16 protein-coding genes are annotated in these 13,612 nt (G+C 37.0%); 13 read left to right on the forward strand and 3 right to left on the reverse strand.

Annotated elements, in window-relative coordinates:
• Positions 1 to 110: 110 nt before the first annotated feature.
• The 6 genes from SJY09_RS00950 to SJY09_RS00975 all read left to right on the forward strand — a co-directional run bounded on the left by SJY09_RS00950 (position 111) and on the right by SJY09_RS00975 (position 5,522).
• A complete protein-coding gene (locus SJY09_RS00950; RefSeq protein ID WP_396637107.1) occupies positions 111 to 851 on the forward strand; it encodes a hypothetical protein in 741 nt (246 codons plus the stop codon).
• Positions 852 to 879: 28 nt separating this feature from the next.
• On the forward strand, positions 880 to 1,617 hold the full coding sequence (locus SJY09_RS00955; RefSeq protein WP_396637108.1) for a carboxypeptidase-like regulatory domain-containing protein: 738 nt from the start codon (positions 880 to 882) through the stop codon (positions 1,615 to 1,617).
• A gap of 45 nt (positions 1,618 to 1,662) precedes the next feature.
• Positions 1,663 to 2,169: a DUF6702 family protein gene (locus SJY09_RS00960; RefSeq protein WP_396637109.1), complete on the forward strand. Its 507-nt coding sequence runs from the start codon at positions 1,663 to 1,665 to the stop codon at positions 2,167 to 2,169.
• Positions 2,170 to 2,230: 61 nt separating this feature from the next.
• Positions 2,231 to 4,540: a M1 family metallopeptidase gene (locus SJY09_RS00965; protein ID WP_396637110.1), complete on the forward strand. Its 2,310-nt coding sequence runs from the start codon at positions 2,231 to 2,233 to the stop codon at positions 4,538 to 4,540.
• A 78-nt stretch (positions 4,541 to 4,618) separates the two neighbouring features.
• Complete coding sequence (locus SJY09_RS00970; protein WP_396637111.1) at positions 4,619 to 4,957, forward strand: twin-arginine translocase TatA/TatE family subunit; 339 nt, start codon at positions 4,619 to 4,621, stop codon at positions 4,955 to 4,957.
• A 4-nt stretch (positions 4,958 to 4,961) separates the two neighbouring features.
• Complete coding sequence (locus SJY09_RS00975) at positions 4,962 to 5,522, forward strand: phosphatase PAP2 family protein (RefSeq protein WP_396637112.1); 561 nt, start codon at positions 4,962 to 4,964, stop codon at positions 5,520 to 5,522.
• Here the strand turns inward: SJY09_RS00975 and SJY09_RS00980 are convergent.
• Complete coding sequence (locus SJY09_RS00980; RefSeq protein ID WP_396637113.1) at positions 5,500 to 6,141, reverse strand: O-methyltransferase; 642 nt, start codon at positions 6,139 to 6,141, stop codon at positions 5,500 to 5,502. The two genes, SJY09_RS00975 and SJY09_RS00980, sit on opposite strands and share 23 nt — an antisense overlap.
• A 62-nt stretch (positions 6,142 to 6,203) precedes the next feature.
• Between SJY09_RS00980 and SJY09_RS00985 the strand changes: the two genes are divergently transcribed.
• The 3 genes from SJY09_RS00985 to SJY09_RS00995 all read left to right on the forward strand — a co-directional run bounded on the left by SJY09_RS00985 (position 6,204) and on the right by SJY09_RS00995 (position 9,238).
• Positions 6,204 to 6,674: a GNAT family N-acetyltransferase gene (locus SJY09_RS00985; RefSeq protein ID WP_396637114.1), complete on the forward strand. Its 471-nt coding sequence runs from the start codon at positions 6,204 to 6,206 to the stop codon at positions 6,672 to 6,674.
• A 66-nt stretch (positions 6,675 to 6,740) separates the two neighbouring features.
• Positions 6,741 to 8,009, forward strand: coding sequence for a kynureninase (kynU, locus tag SJY09_RS00990; RefSeq protein ID WP_396637115.1), 1,269 nt, complete (start codon positions 6,741 to 6,743; stop codon positions 8,007 to 8,009).
• 80 nt (positions 8,010 to 8,089) lie between these two features.
• Entirely contained in the window at positions 8,090 to 9,238 is a 1,149-nt protein-coding gene (locus SJY09_RS00995; protein ID WP_396637116.1) for an MFS transporter, read from the forward strand.
• Positions 9,239 to 9,274: 36 nt separating this feature from the next.
• On the opposite strand, the gene SJY09_RS01000 is transcribed toward SJY09_RS00995, so the two are convergent.
• Complete coding sequence (locus tag SJY09_RS01000) at positions 9,275 to 10,438, reverse strand: hypothetical protein (protein ID WP_396637117.1); 1,164 nt, start codon at positions 10,436 to 10,438, stop codon at positions 9,275 to 9,277.
• Between the two features lie 42 nt (positions 10,439 to 10,480).
• Positions 10,481 to 11,155 carry a hypothetical protein gene (locus SJY09_RS01005; RefSeq protein WP_396637118.1) on the reverse strand — a complete coding sequence of 225 codons (675 nt, stop codon included), beginning with the start codon at positions 11,153 to 11,155 and terminating at the stop codon, positions 10,481 to 10,483.
• Positions 11,156 to 11,233: 78 nt separating this feature from the next.
• Between SJY09_RS01005 and SJY09_RS01010 the strand changes: the two genes are divergently transcribed.
• The 4 genes from SJY09_RS01010 (at position 11,234) to SJY09_RS01025 (ending at position 13,597) form a co-directional block, all read left to right on the forward strand.
• A complete protein-coding gene (locus SJY09_RS01010; protein ID WP_396637119.1) occupies positions 11,234 to 11,863 on the forward strand; it encodes an RNA polymerase sigma factor in 630 nt (209 codons plus the stop codon).
• On the forward strand, positions 11,864 to 12,061 hold the full coding sequence (locus tag SJY09_RS01015) for a hypothetical protein (protein WP_396637120.1): 198 nt from the start codon (positions 11,864 to 11,866) through the stop codon (positions 12,059 to 12,061).
• Between the two features lie 27 nt (positions 12,062 to 12,088).
• Complete coding sequence (locus SJY09_RS01020) at positions 12,089 to 12,916, forward strand: mechanosensitive ion channel domain-containing protein (protein ID WP_396637121.1); 828 nt, start codon at positions 12,089 to 12,091, stop codon at positions 12,914 to 12,916.
• 132 nt (positions 12,917 to 13,048) lie between these two features.
• Complete coding sequence (locus SJY09_RS01025; protein WP_396637122.1) at positions 13,049 to 13,597, forward strand: ClpP family protease; 549 nt, start codon at positions 13,049 to 13,051, stop codon at positions 13,595 to 13,597.
• The last annotated feature ends 15 nt before the right edge of the window (positions 13,598 to 13,612 follow it).

Genomic DNA, 13,612 nt, shown 5'->3' on the forward strand with positions numbered 1-13,612 from the left:
GAAATTAACAAAAGTTTATTGGTGGCGGTTTTTTTTAAACCTTTACAAGTGTTTTCTTTATAAGCTATTTGACGGAATTTTCATTATTGAAAGTCTTTATACTAACCATTATGATTAAAAATTTACTTGGCATTTATATTTTACTCTTTACGCTTATATCCTTTTCGCAGGACGATGATCGCCGACTTTTAATGGGTCAGGTAATTTATAAGAACGTAAACGTGGCCAATGAGTATGTGATAAATTCTACTACGGAGAAAGCAACCATAACCAACGATAAGGGAGAATTTTCTATAAAGGTGAAGGTTGATGATGAATTAGTGTTCACTGCCGTAAACTTTCAATATAAACTAGTGAAAATCACCCCGGAAATTTTAGCTAACAATAGGCTTGTCGTTTCTGTAAACGAGAAGGTTACCGAGCTAGATGAGGTAGTGCTTACACCAGAAGATCAGGAACGTTACTTGCAGGTCAAAAATGAAGAGTTTAAGGAGTATGAGTATGAGGTGGATCGCGGCACGGAGGTAGAGAACGTGGCATTGTCCCAGTCTGAAAGGGGAATGACGGACGGTATTAATTTCGTGAATATTTTTAGGGCAATTTTTAAATCGAAGGATATTGAACAAGAAGCCAAGCCTATGCTAGCCAGTGAGGTGTTGCGACAGGTTTATGATGACCGGTTCTTTGTAATGGATTTGAAGATACCACAAGATAAAATAGATGCGTTTTTATTGTATTGCGATCCAAAAATGCCGGCGAGATCCTTACTTAAAAAAGAGAACGAGTTCCAATTAATCGATTCCCTTGTGAATCTCAGTAAAACTTTCCTGGCGTCGTTGGATGAGGAGTAAATTATGTATATTCTTTTACTTATTGCCAATGCTTTTATTGGCTCAAATTGATGATACTAAAGATTTAGAAGGTAAGGTTTCCAGTAAGGACGGAGACGTTGCCGCTACCCACGTTTTAAATACTACTACCAAAAGGGCGTCTATTACCGACATAAACGGTTTTTTTTCCATACCGGTGCGGTTAAACGATACACTGGTGTTCTCTGCGGTACAGTTTAAGAAAAAACAAATCGTAGTAACACAATCTATCTACGATAGTAAAATGTTACTTGTACCATTGGATGACGAACTTACGGAGTTAGATGAAGTTGTAGTCACCCCTTATAATCTCTCCGGAGATATTACCAAAGATTTACTCACTTTAGAAATAGACCCCGTAGTAACTGCCTCTACACTCAATTTACCCAATGCCTATGTGCGTGTGCCCACCAAGGCAGAACGCGAACTTTTTGAGGCTACTTCTGGAGGTGGACTTATCCCTGTAACACCCATTTTAAATGCAATTTCCGGTAGAACTAAAATGTTGAAAAAACGTTTAGCACGTAATAAATTGTATAATAGGACTTTAAGGGTTCGTGAGTTTTATACAGATTCACTATACAGAACAAAGCTTCATATACCTGAGACGAATACGGATGACTTTTTTTATTATTGTGAGATTGACCCTTCTTTTCAGTCTATTGTAGACACGCATGATTTATTTAAAATATGGGAATTTTTAGAAAAGAAAAGTGTTACTTATCTGCAAAACAATAGTATAGACTAATTCGGTTTTTGGCATATCGTTTGCTTAACTATAAAAAAATATAATATGGGCTATTTTAAGAAAGGGTTTTTAATTTTAGTGTTACCACTTTTTGCGTTTACAGTAGCGCATAAGTTTTACATCAGCGTTACGCATGTAGGTTATTCAGAAAAAGAGGATGCTTTACAGATTACTACAAGAGTTTTTATTGACGATATCAATACTGTTCTAAGTGAGCGCTATGGCATTAGTTCCAAATTAGGTAGTGATGATGCCTCTAAAATAGATGATGAATATTTTGAAAAGTATTTGCGCACTAAATTCTTGGTGGAAATAAATGAAAAAACAGTACAGTATGAAATAATCGGTAAAAAATATGATGACGATATGATTATCTGCTATTTAGAGGTTCCAAAGATAAATTTACCGAAAGTCACCTCTATCGCCATTGTGAATGAAATGCTTACCGATATGTTCGACGAGCAACAAAATGTAGTTCATATCAAATTAATGGACAAAAAGAAAAGCTTCGTACTACTTAAAACTGATGCTAAAGGAATGTTAAACTTATAACATACTCGGTAAAATCCTATAAAAAACTTTATTTTCCCCCGACTAAAAACTGATTAAAAATATGAGAAGATTCAAGTACACTTTAGCCTCGGTTTTATTTTTATTTGCAGCAGTTTCTTTCGCACAGGAAGCAGAAAAGCAGGAAAAGGAACCAGGACATTACAATCAAAGTAAATTTAAGCAACTGTATGAAGAGTTTGCAACTCCCAATACATATCGGTCGGCTTCAGGTGCGCCTGGTCCGGATTACTATCAGCAACAAGCAGATTATGTAATGGACATTCGCTTGGATGATAAAAATGCTAAAATATATGGTGAGGAGACCATAACCTATACTAATAATTCTCCAGATAATTTAGAATATTTATGGGTACAATTAGATCAAAATGTAAGAGCTAAAGATTCTAAAGCGCCATTACGTAATGGTGGAGGTGTTCCCATTGCGGAAGGTCCTGGCGGTTTTGCCGCAAAATATTTGACCGAACCTTTCGATGGTGGTTTCAATATTGATTATGTGAAGGATTCCAATGGTAAAGCCCTTCCGTACACTATTAACTTCACGATGATGCGGATAAATATACCAACACCGTTAAAAAGCGGAGAAAAATATACATTCTCCATCAAGTGGAATTATAATGTGCCTGACCATACGGTAAATAGAGCGCGTTCTGGTTTTGAGTATTTTCCAAAGGATGGCAATAGAGCGTATGTCATTGCACAATTCTTTCCTAGAATGGCAGTCTATAGCGATGTGGAAGGCTGGCAGAATCATCAGTTTTGGGGTAGTGGAGAGTTTGCATTACCTTTCGGTGATTATGAGGTGAACATTACTGTACCTGCGGATCATATATTAGATGGTACCGGTGAGTTGCAAAACAGAAAAGAGGTCTATTCTAAAGAGATGATGAAGCGTTATGAGCAAGCAAAAAAATCTTATGATAAACCGGTAATTATAGTTTCTCAAGCAGAGGCGGAAGCGGCAGAAAAATCTTTTTCGGACAAAACAAAGACTTGGAAATTAAAAGCTAAAAACGTAAGGGATTTTGGATTCGCTACCTCCAGGAAATTTATTTGGGACATGCAGGCCGTTAAATTAGGTAACAGAGATGTAATGGCCGTTTCTATGTATCCCAAGGAAGGTAATCCGCTTTGGGAAGAATACTCCACAAAAGCGGTAGCCCATACCTTAAAATCCTATTCCTCACATACGTTTGACTATCCGTATTCAAAAGCAATATCCGTACATGCGAAGAATCAAGGAATGGAATATCCTATGATCTGTTGGAATTATGGAAGACCCAATGAGGACGGAACATATTCAGATAGGGTAAAATACGGTATGATCAGTGTAATTATCCATGAGGTTGGTCATAACTTTTTTCCTATGATCGTGAATTCTGATGAACGTCAATGGGGATGGATGGACGAAGGTTTGGATACTTTTATGCAATACATGGCAGAACAGGAATTTGGTGAAGCATACCCAGAAGCGGTTGCTCCCAATAGTGCATATCCATCGCGAAGAGGGGCTGCAGCAAAAATAGTTCCTTACATGAGTGGAGATCAAAGTACAATTTCTCCGATAATGTCCAATCCTGAGAACGTTTATCAACTAGGTCCAAATGCGTATGGAAAACCAGCTACAGCTCTAAATATTCTTCGTGAAACCGTAATGGGTAGAGAACTTTTTGACCATGCATTTAAAACATATTCCAAGCGATGGATGTTTAAACACCCCACTCCTGAAGATTTCTTTAGAACTATGGAAGATGCTTCTGCCGTAGATTTGGATTGGTACTGGAGAGGTTGGTTCTACACCACGGATTATGTAGATATTGGCGTTAAGGGTATTAAAAAATACTATGTGAGCGATAAACCGAATAAAAAAATGCAGGAGTATATGGCTGCAAGAAACCTTACCGAAGCAGATCTTAGACCTTTGGTTTACCTAGCTGATGCAGAAAGTGAAGGTTTTGATGAAGATTTAAAAGGAAAATCACCTTCTGAAAGCTCTACGACCTTGAAAGAGTTTATGATGGATAATATGACGGAGGCGGAACGGGCAGCAGTTAAGGAACCCAAGTATTTTTATGAGGTTACTTATGACAAGCCAGGTGGTATTCCAATGCCTTTGATCGTTGAGTACACCTATGAAGACGGTACGGTAGAAAATATTACATACCCGGCGGAAATATGGAGAAAAAATGATAAAGAGGTAAAACTTGTAATTTCTTCCATGAGTGAATTAAAAGGTATTGTCGTAGATCCTAAATTGGAAACTGCGGATATAGATACTACGAATAATTCATGGCCAAAGAAAGAAGAACAGAACGACTTTGATAAGTTTAAAGAGAATATAAAAGGAAAATAAATTCCGTTTATTGTAAAAGCCTCGTTAATTCTAACGGGGCTTTTTTAGTTAGCATCTAAACTTGTTTATATTTGTAGTATGATAGCGACCCATTTTTTATTTATCAGCGGTGGTGAGATTTTCTTCATCATGTTCATTGTGGTCATGGTCTTTGGTGCGGATAAAATTCCCGGTATTGCCAAGGGTCTTGGTAAAGGAATGCGCCAATTAAAAGATGCTACGGAGGATATAAAGCAGGAGATACAGCGAAGTGCGGATAAACAAGGCATAGACACAAGTGTTATTACCGATATCCAAAAGGATATAGATGATGTTAAGAGTAGCATAGATACAGGTATTGCCAAAGACGTTAAAAAAGGCTTTGGGGACGTTGGTAAGCGTATTAGCGATGCTGCAGGTTCTGTAAAAAGAAAATAGCCTTATGCTAGACAAACTTTTACAATGGGATCGTGAAACTTTCGTCTATTTAAATAGCCTGGGTATTGAGCAGTATGATATGTTTTGGTCTACTGTGACTAAAATACCTACTTGGACTCCTCTATTTCTTCTTTTTGGATTTTTATTTTTTAGAAAATATCCCAGAAAACAAGCCCTATCTATTATTATAACCCTACTGGTTATGGTCTTCTTTGTAGTGACTCTTACGGATTTAACCAAAGAAGTCGTTGCCAGATTAAGGCCAAATAACGATACCGAAATCAATACGCTTATTCGAATTTTACGAAGTCCTACGGGATACAGTTTCTTTTCCGGTCACGCATCATCTTCATTTTCGATCACTACACTGGTTTTTTTGTTTTTAAGGAAACATGTGAAGTGGGCGGCTATATTTTTTATATGGCCACTATTGTTTGCCATGAGTAGGATTTATGTAGGTGTACATTTTCCTATAGATTTAATTGTAGGAGCTTTGGTAGGAGCTTTTTCCGCTTGGTTGTTTTATAGACTGTATCAACGGATTATTTTACCCTACTTAGTGTAAGTCCATCCCTTACCGGAAGTAGTACTGTCTCTAGTCTGGGATCCTCTTTTAATCTTTTGTTGTATTGTAATAATACTTTTGTCGTCTTATCCTTGTGTGCTAAGGGTTCAACTACCTTACCGGACCAAAGCACATTGTCAGACATTATTATAGTTCCAGATTTAGTTTTTGGTAGTACTACATCTAAATAATTGGGGTATTCTTTTTTTTCCGCATCTATAAATACGAGGTCAAAGATGGTATCTAATTGTGGAATAATATTCAAGGCATTGCCTACGTGTTGCTTAATATTAGTCCCATATCCACTTTTATCAAAGTATTTACGTTGCATGTCAAACAGCTCTGCATTAACATCAATAGTATGTAAAGTGCCTTTTTTTTGAAGTCCTTCTGCAAGACATATTGCGGAGTATCCGGTGTAGGTTCCGATTTCTAAAATGTGTTCAGGGTTTATAATTTTGGAAAGAAGACTAAGGACCCTTCCTTGAAAATGACCCGTAAGCATTCTTGGTTGTATAACCTTTAAATGGGTTTCTCTGGTAAGTTCCCTTAAAATAACTGGCTCGTCTTGCGAGTTGTCCGTGATGTAATTTTCTAATAAGGAAGACAGGAAATGCATAACTTACTTTAGGGCAAAAATACCATTTTATGCAGTATCTTAGGCTATCATAATCTTTCAGTATGGTCAAAGAAATAGTGATTAGAAAGGCTGTTAGTACGGATTTAGAAGTGCTACTGACCATGGAGCAAGGGGTGATAACTGCCGAAAGACCTTTTGACCCCACCATCAAGGATAATCCAGTACAGTATTACGACCTAAAAGATTTAATTGTTAATCCTAAGGCATTGGTGCTAGTAGCTTTACACAAAGAAAAAGTGGTAAGTTGTGGTTATGCGCTTGAAAAGGTGGCAAGGCCTTATTTAAGTCATGACACCTACGCTTACTTGGGATTTATGTTTACGTTGCCCGATTACCGTGGTCAGGGAATCAATAAGCTGATAATAGAACGTTTAAAAGAATGGGCTTATTCCCAAGACCTGTCTGAAATTAGACTTACGGTATATAGCGAGAATGATACCGCAATCCGGGCATACGTTAAGGCCGGTTTCAAAAGCCATATGATAACGATGAGAATACCTAAAGAAGAATAATTTTAATACTAGTGCGGAGGTTCCAGCTTTCCTTAGGTATTCCTATTTTTACATAAAATTTTGTTTATGGAGTTTAAGAACACTTTGTCCTTTGCTAAGGGGCTAGATAGCGAAGACGTATTAAGACCTTATAGGGACGAGTTCATTTTTCCTAAGGTGAATGGGCAAGATGTAATTTATTTTACCGGTAATTCTTTAGGCTTGCAGCCAAAGCGTACAAAGAAGTATGTAGACGATGTTATGAATGATTGGGCCTCATTGGCTGTGGAGGGTCATTTTTACGCCGACAAACCTTGGTGGGATTACCATGAGCGTTTAGCAGAGCCTTTAGCTAAGGTGGTAGGAGCACAACCTAAGGAGGTATCCGTAATGAACACCCTAACGGTAAATCTTCATCTTTTAATGGTGTCTTTTTATACTCCAGATAAGAAACGATTCAAGATAATTTGTGAGGAAAAGGCATTTCCAAGTGATCAATACATGCTTCAAAGTCAAATTAGGTTTCACGGATTTGACCCTTCTGAAGCCATTGTTGAGGTCAAGAAAAGAGAAGGAGAACACGCGTGGAAGACAGAAGATTTTATAGCTAAAATTGAAGAGGTCGGTGATGAGTTGGCATTGGTTTTAATTGGTGGCGTAAATTATTACAACGGACAGGTTTTAGATATGGAAGCGATTACCAAAGCTGGCAAGGCCGCCGGTGCTATGGTCGGATGGGATTTGGCTCATGGTGTTGGTAATGTTGCCTTAGAATTACATGATTGGAACGTTGATTTTGCGGCATGGTGCAGCTATAAATACATGAACAGTGGTCCAGGAAATGCTTCTGGGGTTTATGTACACGAGCGCTATTTGAACAGGAAGGATATACCACGATTTGAAGGATGGTGGGGTACCAAGAAAGAGACCAGATTTCTCATGAAACCTGAATTTGAGCCTATGGAAAATGCGGATGCATGGCAGGTGAGTAACGCACCTATTTTATCCATAGCTCCTTATTTGGCATCCTTGGAGTTGTTCGAAGAAGTGGGGATGGAAGCCTTAATTAGGAAGAGAGATAAAATAGTTGCCTACTTAGAGTTTATACTCAGAGAAATTGATAAAGAGGTAACTAGCTCATTCGAAATCATAACACCAAAAGAAAGAGGATGTCAACTATCGGTCTTTTTACACGGAGAAGGGAAAGCCCTATTCAATTATTTAATGGATAACGGGGTAATTATAGATTGGCGAGAACCAAATGTTATACGCTTGGCCCCCGCACCTTTCTATTCCTCCTTCGAGGATATGTACCGGTTCGGACAGATTTTAAAGAATGGAATTCTTTCTGAATAAACTCAAAAATTGGTTTGTCGCAAAGAAATGGAAAACCGTTTAACCCAGCATATTTTAAAACAAATAAGTAACGTATACTATTGAAGTCACTACTCCTCATACTAGGTAATGCGCGCTATTTTGGACCTTCGTGGGTATTTGCTAGTCTAAATATTCTGTTTGGCACATGGGCTATTTATATTCCTACCGTAAAAGAATCGTTGGCGATAAACAATTCACAGTTGGGTATCGCAATTTTCTTTCTGTCTCTTGGCGTATTCTCCATATTTCCGTTTGCATCAACTATAATCAATAAAGTTGGCGTAGGTAAAACTACTTGGTATGGTGTAATACTAAGTTCATTGGCCGCCATGTTACCCTTATTGTCACCATCGTTTTATACGCTAATGGCAGCACTATTTATTTTTGGAGCCACAAACGGTTTCACTGATATTTCGATGAACACCTTGGTCACGGAGATAGAGAAAAAGGATAGCGTTAAATTTATGTCCGCATCTCACGGTTTTTTTAGTCTGGGCGGTGTATTGGCAGGTTTAGGTAGTTTTCTCATCGGACCTTTAGGAAATCCTGTATTGCATATGGGCTTAGCTGTACTACTCGTCCTTGCAGTGAATTTTATTTTCTATCGAAAGTTCGTAACTGTTCTGGCGGCACCTATAGTTAAAGAGCCATTTGGTCTAGGTTTGTTTAAACCGCTTATGTTACTCGGTATCATTTCTTTTATTGCTATGGGAAGTGAGGGTGCCATAGTAGATTGGAGTGGAATTTATTTAAAGGAAGTTAGTATAGCGCCAGAGGCACTTTGGGGTGTTGGTTTTTTAGGATTTCAGATAACCATGACCTTAGGGCGTTTTTTAGGTGATGGAATAAGCAATGTAATGGGTTCTGTGAAAATGGTGGCCCTAGGTACAGTTTTAGCCGTTATTGGCTATGTTCTTGTGCTTACTACCAATACGAGTTTCGCCATAGCCGGTTTTGCCCTGTGTGGTCTAGGCTTTTCGGTGATGGTACCCGAAATATTTAGAATAGGCGGTAACGTTAAAGGAGTGGATTCTTCGCAAGGCGTTGCATTTATTGCTGGAACTGGTTATGCCGGGTTTTTGTGCGCTCCTCCTATTTTAGGGTTCCTGGCAGAAAATTATTCTCTAAAACTATGTTTCATGGTACTTCTGGGAGTGGCATTGCTCATTTTAATCGCGACGTTTGGTCTTAAAAAACGAGCAGCTTAATTACCTTGTTTTAGTCATTATCTTATTGAGGTAATCCTAGTCTAGATTATTTCTAATTTTAAATTCTTTATTTCTACTCCCCATTCTTTTAATAAAATCTTGCATTTCTTGTGTTAGCAATAGTTCATTCTGTGATTCCCAATAATCCTTGTTATAGGGGAATTTTAACTTGAAAATATCTTTTTGTTCACTTACATTACTTTTTAATTTTTCATTGCCAAAACTACTCGTAGTGTGTAAAATGATACCAATTTCATACATGGTGGTATCGGTAGCTCCTTTGGGCTTTACTTCAATGGTTATAGTGCGTTTGGCATAGTTCATAAAATATTTGTCCTTACGTTCGTTTTTGGAAAATGATATCACGGCATTGGCCTTAAGTGGACTGGAATATTCGTCTGTATTCTTTTTTCTATTATATGAAAAGTGTGTGTTTACATGAAATGAAAGTATGGCGTTGTCATTTCCGTTTATAATATAATACCCTTCGGAAAAACTGGTGTCATCATTTTTATCTGAGCTGAAATCTACTTGAATATTGGTGTTACTCTGAAATGGCTTTTCAATTACTTCAAAATCTGGTCCCATGGCATTTAGGCGAACGGACTCACTATAAATAGAATAGAGGGATGGGAACTTAAAATAAATATTATTTTGATCTTTAATAACACCTAATTGGCGCATATGGTTAATCCGCACGGAAAAATCATCTTTTTTAAGTTCCAAATCACCCGTGTAAACAGCTGTTTTTCTATGCACCTTCCCCTGTATGTCTTGTAAACGGACAAGAGTATCATTTCTTCGAAGGATCGTTCTAATGAAAAAAGTTTCCGAATGGGGCTCTAATAGGTAGTTGGTTAGAATAGAGTCCTTTATTTTTTGATAAATTGTTTTGGCATTTGTCACCACTACCTCGTCAAGTTCTAAAACACGTTTATGTAAATAGATGGTATCTGCCAGTTCGTTAAAAGTAGTTGTCTTTTTTTTATAACCCGTATGATAGAAAATGACAGAATCCAAGTCTGATGAAAAAGAAAAACGACCATCCGCATTGGACATCGTGTGATGCCTAGTATTGAAAATTGATGCGAATTCAATGGGCTCCTTGCTTAAAGAATCGATAACAACGGCTTCATGATTATTTTGGCAGAAGGTTAGAAAGGTTGTGAAAAAGATAAAATTGCAAAGTCTGGTTTTCATAAATAGTTATCCTATTTTCTATCAATCAAATATGATACCAGATTACCTCACTTCAATCCCCGTAAAATAAAGCATAAAATTACTTTCAGGCATTTTGTGCATTCGAGCAATTTGCAAACCATTTATACTTTTATAATCTTCCCAACTTGTTATCATAGAGGGCTCGTCTTGGTTTCCTTTTCTAAATACCCATTCCTTGATTTTGTAGTCTTTTCCAAAATAAAAGTCATAAGCATCTCCTGGGGTATAACCACCTTCGCTACCATAAACTATAGTCAATTTTTGCATTGCTTCCTTACTTATAGGGGCTTCTACGTTAGTTTCATGTTCATAGGTGAAATTATTCTGGTCCCACACTAACTGATATGGTCCTAAAAGCCAAAATTTGTCATTAATAAACCCACCATCGGTTTTTATGATTGTACTGTCCATGGATATTCTATTATAACGTACCGTATCTTCCCTAGTAGTTAGGATAACAGTATTGGTCTTTGGTTTCCAGACCCAAGTGCGCTCAAAATGTGAAGAATCCCTGTCTACATTAAAAGTGTATTTGATATTAGATACCGTTTTCCAGTTCTCAAAACCGTGTGCATTGGCTACTTTTTCTAAAATTGTAAGTTCCTTTAAAGCGGTTTTCCGTTCTTCCTTTTTATCATCTTTACAACCCGCAGAAAGCATAAGGACTACCATTATTCCTAAGATATAATTTTTCATAAAACTTGATATTTAGAGTAAAGATATTAATATCTTAATCTTATACCTATTTTTGTAAATACCTAAAAGTAAGAGAGAGTGACCTTCTTAAGAAAACTGTGTCTAATCATCATAAGTAACCAATTCAAAACCAAATTGGATTCTGATGACCCCTACAAGGACGTAAGTGACGAAGATCTAGTTCTTAAAATAGTTGAAAAAAAAGACTCCTTGATGTTTGGAGTCTTGTATGACCGTTATGCGAAAATGGTATACAATAAGTGTTATGGCTTTGCTAAATCTCAAAAGGAGGCAGAGGATTTAACACAGGATGTCTTTTTAATGCTATTTGTAAAATTAGGTTCTTTCAAGGGAAGGTCTAAGTTTTCAACATGGCTTTATTCGTTTACGTATAACTTTTGTGTAAATTATGTAAATAGGGATAAGGGAAGGAAGATTAGTGATAAGGCCAATAATATAGAAGATACAGAGTACAAACTATCTGTTGAGGTAACAGATGAGAGCTTGCTAGACCTACAAGTAGAGCAGTTAAAAAGAGCTCTGGAAATGATACCACCAGAGGATAAGAGTTTATTACTTCTTAAATATCAAGATGGGGTATCTATTAAGGAGTTAGAGTCTATTTTAGAGATTGGAAGTAGCGCGGTGAAAATGCGCTTAAAAAGAGCAAAAGCAAGAGTAATTGAAACCTATAATTCATTACCCTAGATGTTAGAACAAAATAAAAATCCGTTTAAAAGAATTCAAGGGAATCTTAAAGATGTACCGCCGGAATTGCGTAAAAAAGTAATGCACGATGTTGCCATGGCAAAGCTCATTATGGAAATGGCAACTTTATTCACGGGTAATTACTCGGCTTTAATAGAAGGAATGCTTAAAACATCCGCCTCGAACGGCAAGAAATAATAAATAATCAAGAGATAGTTAAAAATTATGGAAACAGTAGGAGAATGGAAAGATTTAATTTTTGAGACATTGGGCTCAATATTAAAGGATATTGCTTCGGCTTTACCAGGCATTTTTGGAGCCTTTGTAGTACTGCTATTTGGATGGATAACGATAAAAATCGTCTCTTTTATCGTCAAGAAAATCTTAAAGATAGCTAAGATTGAAGTATTGTCGGAAAAAGTCAACGATGCAAAGCTTTTTGGGGACTCCGATATTAAAATAGACATTGGAAAGGTACTTCTGAGCTTTATAAAAGGAGTACTATGGTTGGTGTTCATTATCGTTGCAGCAGATGTAATGAACTTAAAGATTATTTCTAGCGAGATAGCTAATCTATTGAGATACCTACCTATTCTATTATCGGCCCTCATTATTTTTATGATAGGACTGTATTTGGCAAAAGCTATCAAAAATGCCGTGACAACAGTCTTTGAATCTATGGACTTGAGCGGCGGTAAGATGTTAGGCAATGTTTTGTTTTACATGATTATCATTTTTGTGAGTATTACAGCATTAAATCAGGCAGGCATTGATACCACAATAATCACCAGTAATTTCACCATAATACTCGGGGCATTTCTTTTCGCCGCGGCCTTGGCACTGGGTCTTGGTTCTAGGGAGGTAGTTGGTGATCTGTTACGCACGTTTTATTCCAGAAAAATTTATGAAGTGGGAGATAAGATTAAAATAGGGAAAATTGAAGGTAGGGTAGAGGCAATAGATAATATTTCAGTAATCGTTAAAACAAAAACCGGTAAAGTTGTGGTTCCTATAAAAAAAGTGGTCAATAAGACCGTTGAGGTAGAGGATTAAAATATAGTATAAGTTTAAGGATATAAGCGGAGCAACATGCTCCGCTTTTTTATTTAAGGAGATTATCAAATTTTAAGGAGGTAGGTTTAGTAATTATTTCCTTAATTTTGATATCTAGAAAAATAATAGTTTATGAGTGCTAAAAAAGGAAAAATACAAGAGGCTATAGATGAGAAGATGTTAGAAGAAAGAAAGGTCTTTCTTTGGGGCATGGTAGACGATGATTCTGCAAAGCATGTTATTGATAGGTTGTTGTATCTGGATATGCAAAACGATAAGGAAATTCAATTATATATCAATAGCCCTGGTGGTTATGTTACTTCTGGATTTGCAATGTATGATACGATTAAAGCATTGAAAAGTCCTGTTTCAACAATTTGTACGGGCCTTGCGGCATCCATGGGGTCTATCTTGCTATCCGTAGGGAAAAAAGGAAGACGTTTTATACAACCACATGCGCAGGTTATGATTCATCAACCAAGTGGAGGAGCTAGGGGACAGGCTTCCAATATAGAAATCCAAGCGAGAGAAATCATAAAGACAAAAGAGTTAAGTGCCCAAATTCTTGCCGATAACTGTGGTCAAAAATTTGAGAAAGTTCTAAAAGATTTTGATAGGGATTATTGGATGAACGCTGAAGAATCTATAGCATACGGCATTGTAGATGGTGTTTTAGAATAGCCCATCATTGTATAT

The sequence above is a fragment of the Maribacter sp. R77961 genome, from assembly GCF_044594925.1.
Taxonomy (GTDB): Bacteria; Bacteroidota; Bacteroidia; order Flavobacteriales; family Flavobacteriaceae; genus Maribacter.